Origin of the sequence: Collinsella sp. TF05-9AC (genome assembly GCF_003438495.1) — a bacterium.
GTDB lineage: Bacteria > Actinomycetota > Coriobacteriia > Coriobacteriales > Coriobacteriaceae > Collinsella.
In genome coordinates this window covers 146,817-163,350 of the sequence record NZ_QSSH01000001.1, presented here as the reverse complement: position 1 = coordinate 163,350, position 16,534 = coordinate 146,817, and the positions used below count along the sequence as shown (strand labels likewise).

Here is a 16,534-nt window from a genome sequence, read left to right as displayed (position 1 = left end):
ACGGCGAGATAGCCGGCAGGTCGGCATGTCAATCCTGGTCTAACAGAGCCTTTTTTTATCCATTCCATTAGGAGTCCCCATTAGCCTAGGAGCTCAGCATCTTCGTCGACGAGAGCGGCGACCGCGGCGGCAAAGCGCGCTACTACTTGCTCACACTCGTCTTTCACGACCAGGCAGACAGCATCGCCGAGGCGGTCACGAGCTATGAGGCCAAGCTTGCCAGGGCCGATCTCCCCAACATTCCGTTTCACTCCGAGCCTCTCATGAACGGGCACAAGGATTATGAGTTTCTTAACATCGAGCAGCGCAAGGTGATGCTCGTCTACTTCTCCTCGTTCGTCCGCAAACTTCCCATTTCCTATATCACGTTCGTCTACCGCCGCAGCCAGTTCGAAGACCCGGCAAGGCTAATGGAGCGCATGGGGCGCGACATCTCCTCCGCCATGATTGAACACCTAGGCTTCTTTCGATCCTTCGACGATGTGAAGGTCTATTACGACAACGGTCAGGATATTGTCAAGCAGGCGCTCGACCGCTCGGTGGGCAAGGTTCTCTCAAAAGGGGTCGTCCGACGCCGCAAGACCTCGATGACCGACTACCGCCTCGAGCAAGTGGCGGATTACCTCTGCACTATCGAACTTGCCTTGGTCAAGTACGAGGCCAAGGAGAACGGTGAAACGTACAACAAGTTCTTCGGAGGTATAGGTTCTTTCAAGAGGAACTGGTTCAAGCAAGCCCACAGCAAGCGGATATAGGTGGTACGCAGTCTCGCAGGGAGCGGTCGTCTCTCCTCCGGCCAGGGCCCCAAGCGACACGCTTCGAGCAGCGATAGCGAAACGCAAGCAACGGCGTCGCGGGCGCCTCGTGCGCCATAGTGTCCATGTGGTCATCTCCTATCGTCTCAGCGTGGTAGCTGAAGATTCTAGGCGCTGGCCACACCCCTTTTCCGGGGCGCCAACACCAACGTTTAGCACACAAGGAGTTTGACGAGATGGCTCAGCGAGTATTGAATCTATCCGCCCAGGCAGCCATGTCGAATAGCTCCAGATTGGGGTAACTGACCGTTTCGCCCGTTTCTTTAAGACAGGCCTCCGCGGCGTTGCACAGCGAGCTCGCGAGCGACGCCGCATCAACGCGGAACGTCACGCTCTTAGTCGCACGCATCCCGCTCTTGGGCGACGGCCAGGAAGAGCAGAGGGCGTTGCACCCGTGGAGGACAAGCTCGAACTTGTAGTCGTAGTCGAAGCTCTCGTCTTTCTCGGGAGCATCGACCGACACATCGTAGTCGCCTGAATGCAACAGGGAGCACCGGAGCTTCCAGCACATCTTCCCATTAAAGATTTGACCTGGAATCGTTTCACCTTCGTTCGAGGGGTCTCCCGAAAACAGGAAGTCGTTTGCCGCCCAGTCATCAAACCACTTCACATACTGCCGCCCCGCCGCTCTCTTCCCGTTATGAAGGACGAGATTGGGATAAAGAAGCTGCCCCATGGCGTCGGGAATGGTAAGGGAAGACATAAGGGCTGGGATAAGGCAGTCTTTCTCAACCGCATTTCTAATCGATTCGACGAGTAGCTTCATTTCGATGCCTCAAAAAGTCTATGCGGTCTTATGCGAAGAAACGGCCGATCGGCCATGAGCCGAGCGTCGTTCGTGCCTCTTCGTCAAGTGACGCTCTGAGCGCAGAGGCCATGTCCGAGTCTCCGCGCAAGGCTGCTGCGCATGCTTTCGACAGCGCACTATCTGAATTCAGCTGGATTGCCATTAACTCAGATTTCTCCTCGCTAGTAAGATCTCGCTTTCGAGCGGCAATTTGATATCGATTTATCAGGGTTGCCTCTCGATCCGCAAAAGCTTCCAGGGCGTCTACGGTCATCTCGCAGCATTTCAGCAACTCTTCCTTACAGCACGCATCTTGATCGTAGGCTGATAGCATTTCAAGCATCTTGTCGTTGACGTAGGCAGAGCTAACTTCGGTGACTGGATACTGCTTCAACGTAGCGGCAAACACCTCGGCATCGATATTGGCAAGCCTCATATAGTCCTGCATCGTTTGGACGAACAGAGGCGCGACGACTACGGGGGCATCCCCCTCGCCCCGGAAGAACACCGAGACCGTCAGGTCATCCAGTCGAAGCCCATCGACCATTCGGTACATATCTTCAGATACTTGGTAAAACACGAGCTTAATCGGATGGTTCCCCAGATTGATATATCCGAATCCGTTTTGCCGATCCTTGTAGTGGAGGGGTGCGTTCTCAACCAATCCCTTGTAAATTGTCTCGATGTTTCTTAAATCCTGAGTGGTCAACGCACTGATGTCGAGCTCTGGCTTGTAATGAAGAGCGTCGACAACCCGCTTGATAATCTCCAGCGACTGCAATCGACTCTCAAGGGCGTCGAGGTCGCCTCCGCTCAACTTGCACCCGCGAGCAAAGCCGCTTCCGTCTATGGAAAGCGTACCGGTTTGCGTCAATGCGCGCATGAGGGCCAACTCTTCCATGCGCTCGGCAAGAGTTCCGGTCTCGCTGAGGGTGATTGTGTTGGTGGAGAGGCATATGTCGAAACCCCTGAAGAAAACGTGCTCGCCATTCTCATTTTCTCCGGCCATGACCACCGCATTTAGGGAAACATCACCAGAGCTGACGTCATGCCGAGACCCAATCGCGACGCCAACTATGTTTTCAAGCTTATTCAAGGGATACAGCTCTCCCCAGGGGCTCTTCCCGTAGATATACAGCCCGTTCCTGTATGGAGCCAAGCTTGCGGGCGACTCGCCCTCGAGCAGCTCGATTCCAAACTCGCACTCATCAAAGCAAAGGCCGGCATCCTTAAATTCCTCGATTGTCTTGGGGGCGATGCCAACGACTGCTCGCTGCTTTGCTCTGTCCTTGACCGCCCTTCTGACAAGCCGCGTCAATTCCGCCGCGTCTGACGGAAGCCGGTCGAAACGCAAAGAGATGCGCTCTTGTTGCTCCGGAATATCGGCCAGAATCTTCTTTAGGTCATAGGGAAGCAAAAGTCTGTAGAAAACCTCCGCTGAACGAGCCTCGCTCCCACAGTAGACGTAAAAATAGATGCAGCCTCCAGCAATGTTGAGATAGTGCTTGAGGTCTGAAACTCGAACTTGCCGCTTAGGTCGGTCCGATTTTCTTTTCGAAGTGGTCCCCTTGACCTGAAGCGGCAACTGGCCTTCAACGGTCTCAATCGTGAAGGAAGAAGACGAGTAGACTTGCAGGTGCCCGTCGGTGCATTCGGTCTTGTCGTTCTCATCTATATACGCATAGACGCAAGCGACATCGCCGAAAGCCTGCTTGACAGCATTGACCGCGTTCTGCTCGATTTTGCGATTGTCCAAGCTTCTCCTTACTGTTTTAGATCGTCAGCAAACCGATGTCAGGCATGTTTCTCACTTGACCTAACTGCCTCGCGATGAATCGCATGGCCCTAGAGGAAAAAGTCCCTCGCGCTCACGATGCGGATGCCGTCGATATCCGTGTCGTAGGAACCCTGCCTCACGACCACGATCTTCTCGTGGTTGTCTCGTATCGACTTCAGAGGGGCGATCTCTCGCTCCCTGGTCTCGCTTGCGAACATCTCGTCAGTCGCCTGCACGTAGAGCACGCGCCCGTCCTTCGTCGCAACGAAGTCGACTTCCTTGCCATAGAGCTTGCCCACATGCACGCTCCATCCTTCGTAGAGCAGCTGGAGATACACGGCGTTCTCGAACAGACGGCCAGTATCCGTGACCCTATAGCCGGCCATCCAGGTCCTGAAGCCGGTGTCGACGATGTACTCCTTTGGGTTCGTCTTGAGGAGCGCCTTGCCGTGCAAATCGTAACGCGTGGCACGATAGAACAGGAAGGCCTCCTCAAGCGCACCCACATACGAGGAAACGGTCTTGTTCGTGGTCTTCGGCCCCGCAGAAGTTAACGCGCCGGCGATTCGACTCGACGAGCACTCGTTGCCGATGTTGTCCGCCAGGAATTCGGCCACATGGCGCAGCAGGGAAGGGTCAGTCACCGCACTTTTGCCCTTCCCGCGCTCACGGTTGACAATATCACGCACGGCGATGGCTTCGTAGACGCCGGACATGTACGCCGAGTGCTGCGCCTGGGTCGTCGAGAGGGATGCGATGGCTGGCATGCCCCCGTACTCAAGGTAACGAGTAAGCATGTCGTCGAAGAGAACGGGATCCCCCTCGGGAGTGAGAGCCACCGAAGTTCCCGATACGAACTCGATTCCGCAGAAGTCGGCGAACTCGGAGAAGGACAGGGGCAGCATCTTTACCTCTACGTAGCGCCCGGAGAGATAGGTGGCCAGCTCGCTCGAGAGAAGATACGCATTCGAGCCCGTGAGGTAGATGTCGCAATCGAAGTCGATCCTCATTGCGTTGACCGCATCCTGCCAGCCATCGATTCTCTGGGGCTCGTCTATGAAAACGTAGGTGCGGCCCTTGTCCGACAGGCGCCCGCGAACGTAATCATAAAGCTGGTCCTCCGTCTTGATGCCCGTACCCTTGCTTTCCAGGTTGACGCTCACAAAGCCGCGGCCAGCGACTCCTTCAGACTCGACGGCCATCCTAATTAGATCGAGAAGGCTCGACTTGCCGCACCTGCGCACGCCCGTGATCACCTTGATGAGGTCGGTGTCACGGAAGAGCATCGCCTCCTCGAGGTATCTATCGCGGTTCCTGAGTCTGCCACCCTTCAAAAGCTGCTCCTAAAACTCGAATCTGGTTACACTTTTAGGAGTATCGTAACTCCACGCCACAAGATGAGCAAAGAGCGCACCTCGAGACGGATCGACCAAGGGGATTACGCACCTGCCGGGAGGCAGGGCAGCTTGCTCGATCGACGCGGACTACCAATTGATAAACCCCAAAAGCCGGACCGCACGGCGGCGCTCGTTTCGCTAAATCGGCTTGATGGGATGGCGAATCACGGTCTTGAGCTTCTCCGGCGCGTACTTGCGCGGGTCGGAGAGGTAAATCTCGTGACAGAGGCGGGATTCGGAGAAGTCGGGCGCATATCCCCGTTCCGCCGCAAATGCACGCATGGCGCCTATGATCGTCAGCTCGTCATCGTAAGGCCCGTATAGCAATGGGCGCGGATTCGGAAGATGCCGCGCCCATTGGCAAACACTATAGCATAGAATCGAACGTCTGTTCTACTCCCACTCGATAACGGGTGCCGCAGGTAAATGAGGCGCTCGTTTTGCCTCAGTCCGTTCTATCAGGCATTCTCCCATCGCCGTTTGATACTCATTTGGTCCTCACGCCGGCTAATCTGACCACAATTAGGGCAGGGCATACCCCTTCTTAAATCGCTCGTCAAAGGGACAGAAATCGCTATAGACATAGCCGTCAATAAGCGATGAACCGTTCGGTTGGCGTATCTCATGCTGCCGGAACTTCTCGACATAGCCATCGGACCTATCGTGCTCGAAATAGTCGAACTGATCAAGCCATTCGTCGTATTCATCGGCCCGCTTCACGCGCGTTTCATACCTCTTCGCCCATTCAAAAAGAAAAGAGTCGGGAACAGGCGCTCTCGCTAGAAGCGCCGGCCCCTCTTCCAGCTGAACCGGAATCAATCCATATGAAGCCGAGAGCTGAAATAGCGCATGAGCAGCTTGAACAGGACTACCGAAATCGGTAAATACAAGCGCTCCCCTCTTCACCTCAAGAGCGCTGGACAGTTTTTGAAGCGCCGCATATTTCGGCACCCTAGCCCCCTGCTCATACGAACGTAGCGTTGCGAGGGAGAGATCGGCCTCTCGGGCCAAATCCAGCTGGGTCTTTGCAGGGGTACACCGCGCCCTTAGCTCTGGCAGCTTCTTGGACTGCATCCTATTTTGCCAGGGCGTAATCGGCACCCAGGACTCTCGCGGATCATATTCATATCGAAGGGGAAACTGGGACGGATCAAAGTCTGCTGCGTAGTTGTCCTTCCATCTTTCATAGTCGTCTCGGTCGGAGTCGCTCTCGATCTGAGCATACTGAGCGGCCCACTTTTTTAGAAACGCCTTCATGAAGGGCGAGGTCGGCTTGAGCGCAGAATAGTGCTCGTTTGCAACAGGCTCGAATCCGTATGTCGCGGCGAATTGGAAAAAAGCCTGAGCAATCAGATCCGTATCACTGAAGTCGTAATAGTGCAGCGACTCGGCCCGTATTCCGAAAGCGTTCGCAAGTCTATCCAAATGCTCCTCCTTCGGGGCGGACTTCATCAGCTCGTAATTTCTTAAGGCCGATTCCGGGATTCCCGCTGCCTGCGCGGCCACCTTTCGAGTCCATTTTCGCGTCGAACGAAGACGAAGCAGCTTCTGAGACAGCTGCTGCCTTCCCCAGCGTTTACTCGTCTGTTCCCATTCCCTATCGACCACATATGACGACAAAGCTTCCGAAATTGCACCGACGCAGTCGACGGCAGTCATCCAAATACACCTCCAACAAATAGTTGCCTCAAGTGTACACGTGAAACCTTATGTGTGCAGAAAATGTATTAGATGCGACTTTCGCAGCAAGATTGAAGCCAATTTCTAATTTTTGTAGCACTTGATGCTTTTTTTGGACATAATCAAGACAAGGGGGCAACCGGTGCCCCACCCTGGAAAGGAGACTACATATGACACGTCAGCTTATCGGCGCGGAGGAGGTTGCCGAGATCACGGGCATGAGCAAGTCCTATTCGTTCAAGCTGATCAAGACTTTGAATGCAGAGCTTGCAGCTCAGGGGATCATGACCATCCCCGGGAAGGTCCAGCGCTCGTATTTCGAGGCACGCCTTCTCTCCACCCCTTCTAAGCAGAAGGTGGCGATGGCCCATGTCGGTTAGCCGCGACAAGAAGCGCGGGACCTGGACAGTCGAGGCTTGGTATCGCAACTCTATGGGCGAGCGTCATAAGAAGACGAAGCGCGGGTTCGCCTCCAAGAAGGAGGCTGTGGCTTGGGAGCGCGACTTCCTCGCCTCCTGCGACGAGCGTGTCGAGGTCACCGTCGAGGCCTTCGTCAAAACCATGTACGCACGTGACATCTACCCTCGACTGCGAGTCGGCACCAGGCTCACCAAGGATGCCATTATCGACAAGTACATCCTGCCCATTTTTGGCCCCATGCGCCTTTGTGACGTCAAGGCTGCGGACGTGGTGCGTTGGGAGAATTGGCTCCTTGAGCAGAACCTGTCGCAGAGCTATCTCCACACCATCTGCAACCAGTTCTCAGCCATCTTCAACCACGCCGTCCGATTCTACCGCCTGCCCCAGAATCCCATGTTGGCGGCGGGAAAGGTCGGCTCCAAGCGCCCCGAGAAGGAGATGCTCTACTGGACCCCTGCCGAGTTCAAGCGCTTCTCCCAGGCCATCGAGGACAAGCCGCTCATCTACCTTGCATTCCTCACGCTCTACCTCTCGGGCTGTCGCGAGGGCGAGCTCCTCGCCCTCCGTCCGGAAGACATCGACTTCAATCTCAACGTTATCCGTATCCGTCATTCCTACGCCCGCATCAAGGGCGAGGACGTTATCGGTCCACCCAAGACGCGCGCCTCGAAGCGGGACATCGTCATGCCGAGCCTCCTTCGTGAGGAGCTGCGTGATTATCTGTCGACACATCCCGAGATCGCCCCTACCGACCGGCTCTTCCCCGTCACGAAGCACGCGTTGTCGCATGAGATGAAGAGGGGTTGCGAGCTCTCGGGCGTGAAGCGCATCCGCATCCACGACATCCGCCACTCGCACGTCAGTGCGCTCATCAACAGCGGCTACTCGCCCACGGCAATCGCCGACCGCATGGGTCACGAGACCGCCGAGGTCACGGAGATGTATTCGCATCTCTTCCCCTCGACCCAGCACGACCTCGTGGAGGCGCTGGACGAGGTGATGTCGGATGTCTAGGCCGATTGTGGACGCCAAGGGACGCCGTCGCTGCAAGACCATCGCCTTCCGCATGTCACCCGCAGAGGCGGACCAGCTCGACCTCCGCGTCGCTTTGAGCGGTCTGTCGAAGCAGGACTTCATCGCGAGAAGCCTGCTGGAAGGCACTTTTACTGTGGTCGCAACCACCCGCATGCGCAAGGCGGTTAAGGAGCGCATGGGACCTGTCGTAGCGGAACTCCGGCGTATCCGGCGCGCAGGAGACATGAACGACGAGCTCGTCGAGTCGCTCGAGACGCTCGCCGCCTTTGCCGGATCGTTCGCGCCCGAGCGCTCCCCTGTGGAGCTTGAAGACGCCCTAATCGCAAACCTGGGTCTGGACGACGGCCTCCCCTACCAAAGCTCGGCCGTCGCCCAAAAACATGAGCCCACACGTAAGGAGGACTCTGTCGATGAATCTTAGCATGATGAATTCCGCCCGACGCCGCGCCGTCTTGCGCGACTACCGCCTCGACCACCCCTTGTCGGAGGAAGAGCTGGTCGAGCGCCTTATCGACACGGAGCTTCGCCTCCGCCGGCTCGAAGCACTCGCCTCCGCCAAGAACCACCCCATCAATGGCCCTCGCCGTCACCATTCTTGTGAGGCGATCTGATGGGCACGCAGAAGCACGACGACGCCCCCGAGCCGCAGTCCCCGGAGCGCCGCTCCCCGCCGACGGTCAACGAGATTGTCGAGGAGCTCAAGTCTCTTCCCCTGAACGTCGGCTACAACCGTCTCGCGAACGAGCTCTTCAAGACTGGGCCCCTGCCCTGGGATGCAGATTCGCAGGAACGCCGGTGGCGCGATAGCGACGACGCACGGCTCTTCGCCCTCCTCCAGCAGATCATCTCTCTCCAGAAGGAGAAGTTCATGCTGCTCGCGCTGACCATCGTCGGCGAGGACAACGCCTATGACCCGCTCGTTGCCATGCTCGATGCCCTCACCTGGGACGGCATCCCGCGCGTAGGGACGCTCCTCAATGTCTACCTTGGCGCGGAGAGGAACGCATACGTCTCGGAGGTCGAGCGCATCTTGTTCTGCGAGGGCATCGCCCGCGTCTACAGCCCGGGCTGCAAGGCCGATTACATGCCCATCCTGTGCGGTGCCGGAGGCATCGGCAAGTCCTCCTTCGCGAGGGGCCTCGCCATGCGCGACGAGTATTTCAGCGACTCCGTGATCAACCTCGGCGACGTCAAGCTCACGGGCGAGCAGAACCGGGGCAAGTGGATCATTGAGATTCCCGAGCTCAACGGCATGTCCGAGCGCTCTATCGAGAGCGTGAAGGCTGGGGTCACCCGTCAGGTCGATGAATTCCGAGGGGCCTATTGCCGCAGGACGGAGGCGTTTCCCCGGCGCGTGGTCTTCGTCGGCACCACGAACGAGGCCGACTTCATCCGCGAGCGGACGAGCGGCGCAAGGCGCTTCCTCCCGGTGCTCTGTGGCATCGAGCGCACGGAGAAGTCCGTCTTCGACGAGGGCTTTCCTACCGCCATCCGGCAGGCATGGGCAGAGGCCCGCACGTGGATGAAGACGGGCGACCCCCGTTTCTCGACCGTCCTCACGCCCGAGATGGAGGTCGAGGCGGCCGCACAGCGCGGACGTTTTGTCGAGGAGGACCCCTGCGTGCAGAAGGTCCTCGCGTATCTCCCCGGCAACACCGACCGTCCCATGTGCACGTTCGAAATCCTCGACAAGGCCCTCCACCTTGAGAAGACCAAGGCCAACTGCAAGATGGTCAGCCGGATCCTCTCGTCGCAGTGCCCCGGATGGGTTCCGGGCAACAAGCGCCTCTGCCCTCCATACGGCAAGCAGCGCTGTTGGGTGTACCGGGAGACGGATTAGGGCCGATGGAGGTGCCGCAGCATTCCGTTGCGGCACTTCCCTCGCCGCCCCTCACCTGCAAAGTCTCTCGATGGTGCCAAAGGTGCCATTGGCCCAGAAACTCTTTCCTGTTCTTTGGCACCTTCGGCACCGCAACGTTTCGCCGCAGCTAGAAGCGTTACCAACGAAGAAGCTCAAATGAATCGCCGGTACCCATACGGCACCGGCAGAGAGGAAAACCATAATGGAACTTGTCAAGAAAATCAAATCGCATCTCGACGACCTCCTCGGAACCGTCCCCAAGCACAAGGACGACGCTGTCGGCTCCGTGCTCACCCATCTGCTGGAGTCCGACCCCGACCTGGGCTTCGCGCGCGCGGCGCGCCCTGTCGAACACCCGGGCTTCACGCGCATCGTCCGTGCCGGAATCGCTTACTACGCGAAGCCGGATTTCAAGATTCTGAACCCGTTCAAGGAAGGCGGGAACGGCGTCTACTTCGTCAAGGGCTGCAACGACGACCCGACCGGCATCTTCTTCACCGATGCCTACCGCGTCTACGATGCGGAATACGGCGACGCCATCGAGGCCTACCTCTTCGCCTACGGCATCCCCCGCGATGACCTCGCCATGGTGCCCGTCACCTTCTGGCCCAGGACCTACGAGCGCACGCCAGAGAACATCGCCGCCCTCCGCGCCGTCGGTGCGCCCCTCCCGAACGAGGGACTCTAAAATGGCCATCGGAAAAGACGGGTCGAAGGTCATGAGCCTCCGGCTCCCTGACAAGGCATATCGCCGCCTCCACGCCTACGGGGTTTCCAAGGATCTTAGCGACAGCGCAGCCGCCCGCGAGCTCATCGCCGCCGGGCTCGCCTCCGACGGCCTGGCGCTCTACTCGACCGAGCTCGGCACTTATCTCCGCGGCGTCATGCAGCCGCTACTCGAGCAGCTCGACCACACGCTCGACGAACGCAACGCCGAGCAGGAGGACCGCATCGCGCGCGTCGTGCACCGTGCTACACGCGCCTCTATCGTCGCGGCAATCGCGGCAGTCGAGGTCGAAAAGGGCACGTTCGAGGGCCTGGATGGCGTGAGCGCCTCGGACATCTACGCCGCTTACGACAAGCAAGCCGGCCTCATGCAGCGTGGCATGACGCTCTCGGAGGCGAGGGGGCGCCTTTCTGATGGCAAGTCGTAGCAGCCTCGTCGTGAACGCCCGCGTGCACCTCCCCGGGTCGCGCGGGCGTTCCGCCGTCATCACCAACAACATCGAATACGTCGCCACGCGCGAGGGAGCCGACAAGTCAGCCACCGTCGACGACCTCAGGCGCTCCGAGCTCGCTGAGAAGATGGGGCTCGTCGGCTACTACGCCGAGAGGCCCGGATCGACCGCGCTCTTCGACCAGAACGGGGCCGTCCCGCTCCGCACGGCCCGCAGGGAGCTCGAAAAGGCTGACGGAGCGATTGCTACCGTTGTGCTCAGCGTCCGCAGGGACGAGGCATGTGAGCTCGACCTCGCGTGCAAGGAGGACTGGCAGCGCTTCTGCCGCCGAAACCTCGCGCCGGCGCTTGCCGAGGCAATGGGCATCCCCGAGTCCAGCGTCCGTTGGGTAGCCGCCGAGCACGAAAACCACCCGAATTCCAAGCACGCGCACGTTATTGCGTGGTCGTCCGATGGCTCGTTCGATTCACTCATGGCCCGCAACAGGCTCGACCGGGCTAGAAACGCGCTCACCGACGCGGCCCTGGCCCCGGCGCTCACGGCCGAGTATGAGGCCCGCGACCTCGCGAGGTCGCGGGCGGTCGACGCCGTCCGCCAAATCCCCGCCGACGAGATTGGCGTCACGCTGCCTGCGGACGGCCGAATCTCCTACGCGCACCTCCGCCGCTGGCACCCAGATGTCGCCAAGGCCGTCGATGTCGCAATCGCGGAAGCAGGGTCGAGGCATCCTGAAATCAAAGGGGCGAGCGCCGCTTACAGCAAGTCCGTGGAGCGTTGCGCCGGCCTCAAAGGCCTCGAAAGCGTTGCGCGGGACCGCTACGTGAACGACGCCATGCGCGAGCTACGCGCGCGCCAGGGCAACGCCCTGCTGAGGATCATCGCACCCGACCGGACAACGGACCCCGAAAGGGAACTGATGAGGTCCGCAAGGCCGGACGGCGGGCCTGCAACGGAGCGCAAGCGCATGAAACCGCTCGTCGGCGAGGTCCGCGCCTGCGTCACCGGTGAAGATCTGGAGGGGGCGCGAGAAGCCGTCCGCGAGCTCAGGCCTATCCCGGAGAGGTGTCTCCGGCCATGTCCGTCCTACGCGCTTTCTATGGCAAAAGCCCCGGTTGCCGTGAGCAGAGCCCTTACCAAAGCGCTCGCGTTCGCAACGGAGAACCCCAGAAGCAAGAAGGACCCGTCAGATGAGGTCGGCCAGAAAGCCGAGCGCGCGCTCGCAAGGGCGCTCGCAGCCGCTGCATCGGCCGCGATCAGGGGCGATACGGCGGGCATCGTACTCGACCCCGCGAAAACCATAGTGAAGGGAATGATTCTATGAGCAAGCAGAAGAGCTTCAACGTCGACGAGGGCGCGCATTTCAAGCGCTGTGTCGCCGCCGGCACGGCCGCTGGGACCGCGATCGCGTTCGTCCTACTGCCGGCAGCATGGCACTGGCTGAAAGCATGGGTCACCGGCATCGCCGCGACGCTCACAAGCTTCGGGACGGCCGCAGCACCCGAACTCCCCGATACCATGTTCCAAAACCCACTCGAAGTCCTGCCGGAGCTGATCCAGGACGACGCCTTCCTCGTGGGATGCGCGGCGACCCTCGCCATCTCCACGATAGCAGGCGTCTGGAGCCACTTCGACTGGTCGCGCTGGCTCCACGACGGGACCTGGGTCGGTGGGCGCCGCGCGCCGGGCGCGCCCATCCACGGCGACGCGAGGCTCATCTCGGCACACGGCGAGCTTAAGCGCAAGAGCAAATCGTGGCAGGAGGGCGAAAGACCCTCGGGTGGCACACTGGTCGTGGGCGAGATCGGGAAGAGCGTCAGGCTCATCGACTCGGTCCACGCTTGCATCCTTGCCGAGAGTGGCGAGGGCAAAAGCCGTCGAGTCGCCATTTTGTCAGCCTTGGCTAACTTCGAGCAAGGCCGTTCCATCATCATCAACGACATCAAGGGCGAGCTCAGAGCCTTCCTTGAGCCTGCGTTCGAGAAGGCGGGCACTCACCGCATCGTCGACGTGATGTTCGACGCGCCCGCATCCTCGGTTCGGTTCGATCCGCTCGAGAGGGCAAAGGAGGCCTTTAGGGCGGAGGGGGCCGGCGGCTGCGCGCGAGAACTGCGCGAGCTCTCGCGCTGCATCGTGCCCGCGCCGTCGAAAGGCCAGCCGTTCTTCTACGACGGCGCTCGGAACCTCTTCGTCGGTATCTCCCTCGCCCTCATCGAGGACGCGTCCATCCCGGAAGACGAGAAGACCGTCATGTCCGTCGCGGCCGCAATCTCGCCGTCGGGCGATCAAGGCCCGCTTGACCGCATCGCCGCCCTGGCGGCGTTTTTGCCCGCCGGAGACCCCGCCCTCCCCTTCCTCGGCGGACTCAACGGTGAGCACGGAGGCGGGCCCGGCATCGTCTCGACTCTGAGCAACTGCCTCACCGAGTACGTCGACGGCAACGTTGCCCGGATGCTTCACGACGACGAGTGCGGCCTCGGGGACATCGGCGAGGAGCCCACGGCGGTCTTCATCTCATCGTCCTCGGCAACGGGCAACTACAAGAAACTCGTCCAGACGTTCGTTTCCCAAGCGCTCTCGGCGCTGCGCTCCTGCGCTGCGGGCCATGCCGGGCGCTGCCCCGTCGAAACCATCCTCCTCCTCGATGAGGCGGCGTCCCTCGGCCGCAACGAGAGGATCGTCCAGGACCTGGGAGAGATGCGCTCAGAAGGCGTCCATGTTCTCTGGTTCTGTCAGTCGCTCCTCGCACTCCAGTCCGTCTCCGGCTACAGCCGAGAAGAAGCCGAGACGATACTCGACCTCCTCAAGGACAAGGTCGTTCTCTCCTGCTCCAACCTCGACACCGCGCGCAAGCTCTCGGAGTCGATGGGCTCCTACACGGCGGTCGCTCAGTCCACGAACCGAACGAGGGGAACGAACACCGGCTCGACGGGCACGAGCGAGGGGCTCGTCCGCAGGCCGCTCATCACGCCCGACGAGCTCCAGCGTTGGACTGGCCGCGAGACGGGAGCCCTCGTGATCCACGACGGCGTACCTATGGCCTTCCCCAGCAGGGACGTCACCGAGACCTTCGTCGGGCCCATGCTCGGGATGACGTCCCCCGAGGCCGAACGGGCACTTATGGAGCAATCTACCGCTCGCCGCGAGATCAGGAACGAGACGGTACCGAAGGTTTGGCAGGGCCCGACCGACCCCGGCGGCGCGGCGACAGCGCCGACGAAGCCGAAAACGGTCGCAGGATACGTTCCCGAGGGCTTCTAGTCGCGTAATCGCCCATATCCAGCGGAAACGACTCGATTAACTACACTTCCGCACCCGCGTACTACACGCGGGTGCGGAAGTTTTTCGTTTTAGGTGCAGGCATCTACCTGCGCCTTCGAACTCGGCTCGCCGAGTTGCGCCGCTTGCCTCCGGCGAAACGTAGTGGAGCCTTATCCTGCACCGCCGCTTCGTGGCGGAAAACCGAATCCAGGGTGACGCGTAGCATTCGAACCACCGCGTCGAAAAATGACGTCAGAAGCCCGCCGCCGAGCTATCCATCGAACAGGTCTGAATTGAAAAACTCTCGCAGGGAGACGCCGAGCCCGCCTGCGATGCGCTCGATGTTCTCGATGGAGACGTTGCGCTTGCCAGTCTCGACTTCGGCGAAATAGGTGCGCGACATCTCGATGGAATATGCGAAGGCCTCTTGGCTCACGCCGAGTCCAGCCCTCAATTCCTTGACGCGAAGCCCCACGCGCATCTTGGGGCCCAGTTGAGTCATTGGCACCTCCTTACCGTCGGTGTCAATGATTCGGCCCTGTTCTATATAAGTCACACCTATATAAGTGACAATTTGAAATACAATACGGGAATCAAAGGATTTCAATCTGGGAGGAAGCACGATGAACATTGAAATCTCTAGGAGGGCGTTTCTCGCAGCGGGACCCCTCGCCGTCATGGGCTCGCTCGGGCTCGCCGGGTGCGGCAAGAGCGGCATCAGCGGCAAGACCCTCTACTACTACTCGGTTTGCGGCAGCGTGGCCCTTGGCAAGGTGTGCGCGAACAAGCCCGGATCCGCGTCGACGATCAAGTTCGACGACGACACATGGCACTACGTCGGCTCCACCGAGCTCAGCGGCGACTGGAAAGCCGAAGGCGACGATGTGGTCCTGTCCTCATCGCAGCTCGGCACCGTCACGCTCGTAAGGCAGGACGATGGGAGCTACGTGCCCTCGGGGTCCGAGGGCTACGGCGAGAGGTACTTCGTGGACGAGTCCGCGGCGCAGTCCTACTACGACGAGTACACGGCGGCCACGCCCGATAGGGTGAGAGACACGCTGGAGAGTGCCACCTGGTCGGTGAAGAACCCGCCCTCGACCCAAACCGTCGCAGAGACGCTCTCGTTCGACGACGGCTCGCTTGCGTTCACGAAGGGCGAGTACCAAAGGAAGGGCTCTTACACCGATGCCCCGCGCGAGAGCTCGTGGCTCGCCTCGGACCATTCTGGCGAGTACGAGCTCGGCGTGACCTCCCAGTGGGTGAGCTCGGACGGATCGTCGCCGCGACCCTTGATCTACGAGGGGACGATGACCGTCGGGGGCGAGGCGACAGACTTTAAGCTGTCCGACCGCAGGGGCTCCCTCACGCTAACCCTTTCCTCCGAGTGGAGCGCGGTGACGTTCGCCAATGGAAAATAGGCACGATGGAGACACCAAAGTGGGCGAGAACAGACACCTCATGACGACGATCCTCACGCGAGCAAAGTCAAAGAGGACAGCAATAGCGACAGCAGCCGTCCTGCTCGCCGCGTTCCTCGCCCTCGCCTGGCCGCACGCCATGCCCACGGGAAATAAAGACGAAGGCAATTCGGCTGCGACAACGCAGCGAGAAGCCGCGGGAGCAACCGAAGAAGAAAACGAGACAAGCTCCGTCGCGCGAGACGGGACAGACGAAGCCTCAGGACCGACGGCGGAAGACGCCCAGCCTGAAGAAACCACTGCGAACGAGAGGAGAACGACGGGTAATGGCTCGGACGTCCCGTCGTCAGGCGAGAATGGAAAGAGCTCCGGCAAACCAGAGTCGGGAAACCCCTCCGCACGGGAAACTGCCCCCCACCAGCACAACTGGGTAGTCCAAACCAAGACCGTCCATCATGACGCGCAGTACAGGACCGTCCACCATGACGCAGTTGTAAAGTATGTCAGCATTTGCAACAACTGTGGGGCGGATATCACTGGGAACGAAGCGGCTCATATTAAGAACTCGCTACTCAACGGTGGCAACTGCGGTTCTTGCCACGAAGAGTCTCGTACAGTGCAGGCTGCCTACGACGAACAGGTACAGGTGAGCGCGGCATGGGACGAGACCGTGACCACCGGGTATAAGTGCTCGGGTTGCGGAGCCACGAAGTAGCGGAAGCCACTGAATTCTAGGCCGTAGCGGTCAAGCATCAGGTTGAGTCCTATTGATACCGCCGGACGCATGCGCTCCGGTATCCTCCATATCCCCCGAGCCACCTTAGCCAAGGTTCCAAGGGGCAGCGCCCCTTGGCGCGCAGGGGTTCGGGGATGGCGCGAGGCATCCCCGGAAGAGCTGGCGCCGGGGG

The 16,534-nt window shown here is 60.0% G+C and carries 18 protein-coding genes; 12 read left to right on the top strand and 6 right to left on the bottom strand.

Translation table 11 applies throughout. The features are described from left to right. Positions 1-98 precede the first annotated feature (98 nt). The gene (locus DXC52_RS00670; RefSeq protein WP_255413384.1) at positions 99-755 is read left to right on the top strand and encodes a DUF3800 domain-containing protein; all 657 of its coding nucleotides are present in this window, start codon (positions 99-101) and stop codon (positions 753-755) included. A 241-nt stretch (positions 756-996) separates the two neighbouring features. Here DXC52_RS00670 and DXC52_RS00665 read toward each other — a convergent pair whose 3' ends face one another. From DXC52_RS00665 to DXC52_RS00645, 5 genes are all read right to left on the bottom strand, one after another. Next, positions 997-1,581, bottom strand: coding sequence for a hypothetical protein (locus DXC52_RS00665; RefSeq protein WP_117745741.1), 585 nt, complete (start codon positions 1,579-1,581; stop codon positions 997-999). 28 nt (positions 1,582-1,609) lie between these two features. After that, positions 1,610-3,358, bottom strand: a complete 1,749-nt coding sequence (locus DXC52_RS00660) for a DUF4365 domain-containing protein (protein ID WP_117745740.1) — start codon at positions 3,356-3,358, stop codon at positions 1,610-1,612. 89 nt (positions 3,359-3,447) lie between these two features. Then, positions 3,448-4,713, bottom strand: a complete 1,266-nt coding sequence (locus tag DXC52_RS00655; RefSeq protein WP_199409398.1) for an ATP-binding protein — start codon at positions 4,711-4,713, stop codon at positions 3,448-3,450. Between the two features lie 201 nt (positions 4,714-4,914). Further along, a complete protein-coding gene (locus DXC52_RS00650; protein WP_324249158.1) occupies positions 4,915-5,058 on the bottom strand; it encodes a hypothetical protein in 144 nt (47 codons plus the stop codon). A gap of 240 nt (positions 5,059-5,298) precedes the next feature. Then, complete coding sequence (locus tag DXC52_RS00645; RefSeq protein WP_117745738.1) at positions 5,299-6,435, bottom strand: helix-turn-helix domain-containing protein; 1,137 nt, start codon at positions 6,433-6,435, stop codon at positions 5,299-5,301. Positions 6,436-6,626: 191 nt separating this feature from the next. On the opposite strand from DXC52_RS00645, the gene DXC52_RS00640 reads away from it, so the two are divergent. The 9 genes from DXC52_RS00640 (at position 6,627) to DXC52_RS00600 (ending at position 14,208) form a co-directional block, all read left to right on the top strand. Beyond that, on the top strand, positions 6,627-6,836 hold the full coding sequence (locus tag DXC52_RS00640; protein WP_117745737.1) for a hypothetical protein: 210 nt from the start codon (positions 6,627-6,629) through the stop codon (positions 6,834-6,836). Further along, positions 6,826-7,890 (top strand): site-specific integrase, encoded by a 1,065-nt coding sequence (locus tag DXC52_RS00635; protein WP_117745736.1) that lies wholly within the window; start codon positions 6,826-6,828, stop codon positions 7,888-7,890. Before DXC52_RS00640 ends, DXC52_RS00635 begins: the two co-directional genes overlap by 11 nt. After that, positions 7,883-8,332: a hypothetical protein gene (locus DXC52_RS00630; RefSeq protein ID WP_117745735.1), complete on the top strand. Its 450-nt coding sequence runs from the start codon at positions 7,883-7,885 to the stop codon at positions 8,330-8,332. Before DXC52_RS00635 ends, DXC52_RS00630 begins: the two co-directional genes overlap by 8 nt. Next, the gene (locus DXC52_RS00625) at positions 8,322-8,522 is read left to right on the top strand and encodes a hypothetical protein (RefSeq protein WP_147330584.1); all 201 of its coding nucleotides are present in this window, start codon (positions 8,322-8,324) and stop codon (positions 8,520-8,522) included. Before DXC52_RS00630 ends, DXC52_RS00625 begins: the two co-directional genes overlap by 11 nt. After that, positions 8,522-9,751 (top strand): virulence-associated E family protein, encoded by a 1,230-nt coding sequence (locus DXC52_RS00620; RefSeq protein WP_117745733.1) that lies wholly within the window; start codon positions 8,522-8,524, stop codon positions 9,749-9,751. Before DXC52_RS00625 ends, DXC52_RS00620 begins: the two co-directional genes overlap by 1 nt. 223 nt (positions 9,752-9,974) lie before the next feature. Further along, the gene (locus DXC52_RS00615) at positions 9,975-10,460 is read left to right on the top strand and encodes a hypothetical protein (RefSeq protein WP_117745732.1); all 486 of its coding nucleotides are present in this window, start codon (positions 9,975-9,977) and stop codon (positions 10,458-10,460) included. 1 nt (position 10,461) lies between these two features. Next, on the top strand, positions 10,462-10,926 hold the full coding sequence (locus DXC52_RS00610) for a hypothetical protein (protein ID WP_117745731.1): 465 nt from the start codon (positions 10,462-10,464) through the stop codon (positions 10,924-10,926). After that, positions 10,913-12,271, top strand: a complete 1,359-nt coding sequence (locus DXC52_RS00605) for a hypothetical protein (RefSeq protein ID WP_117745730.1) — start codon at positions 10,913-10,915, stop codon at positions 12,269-12,271. Before DXC52_RS00610 ends, DXC52_RS00605 begins: the two co-directional genes overlap by 14 nt. Beyond that, positions 12,268-14,208: a type IV secretory system conjugative DNA transfer family protein gene (locus DXC52_RS00600; protein WP_117745729.1), complete on the top strand. Its 1,941-nt coding sequence runs from the start codon at positions 12,268-12,270 to the stop codon at positions 14,206-14,208. The genes DXC52_RS00605 and DXC52_RS00600 overlap by 4 nt, the downstream gene beginning before the upstream one ends. A 271-nt stretch (positions 14,209-14,479) precedes the next feature. Here the strand turns inward: DXC52_RS00600 and DXC52_RS00595 are convergent, their stop codons facing one another. Next, positions 14,480-14,710, bottom strand: coding sequence for a helix-turn-helix domain-containing protein (locus tag DXC52_RS00595; protein ID WP_117745728.1), 231 nt, complete (start codon positions 14,708-14,710; stop codon positions 14,480-14,482). 121 nt (positions 14,711-14,831) lie between these two features. Between DXC52_RS00595 and DXC52_RS00590 the strand changes: the two genes are divergently transcribed. Together DXC52_RS00590 and DXC52_RS00585 are read left to right on the top strand one after the other, a co-directional pair. Further along, on the top strand, positions 14,832-15,626 hold the full coding sequence (locus DXC52_RS00590) for a hypothetical protein (protein WP_147330583.1): 795 nt from the start codon (positions 14,832-14,834) through the stop codon (positions 15,624-15,626). A 19-nt stretch (positions 15,627-15,645) separates the two neighbouring features. Then, positions 15,646-16,341 (top strand): hypothetical protein, encoded by a 696-nt coding sequence (locus tag DXC52_RS00585; RefSeq protein WP_117745726.1) that lies wholly within the window; start codon positions 15,646-15,648, stop codon positions 16,339-16,341. The last annotated feature ends 193 nt before the right edge of the window (positions 16,342-16,534 follow it).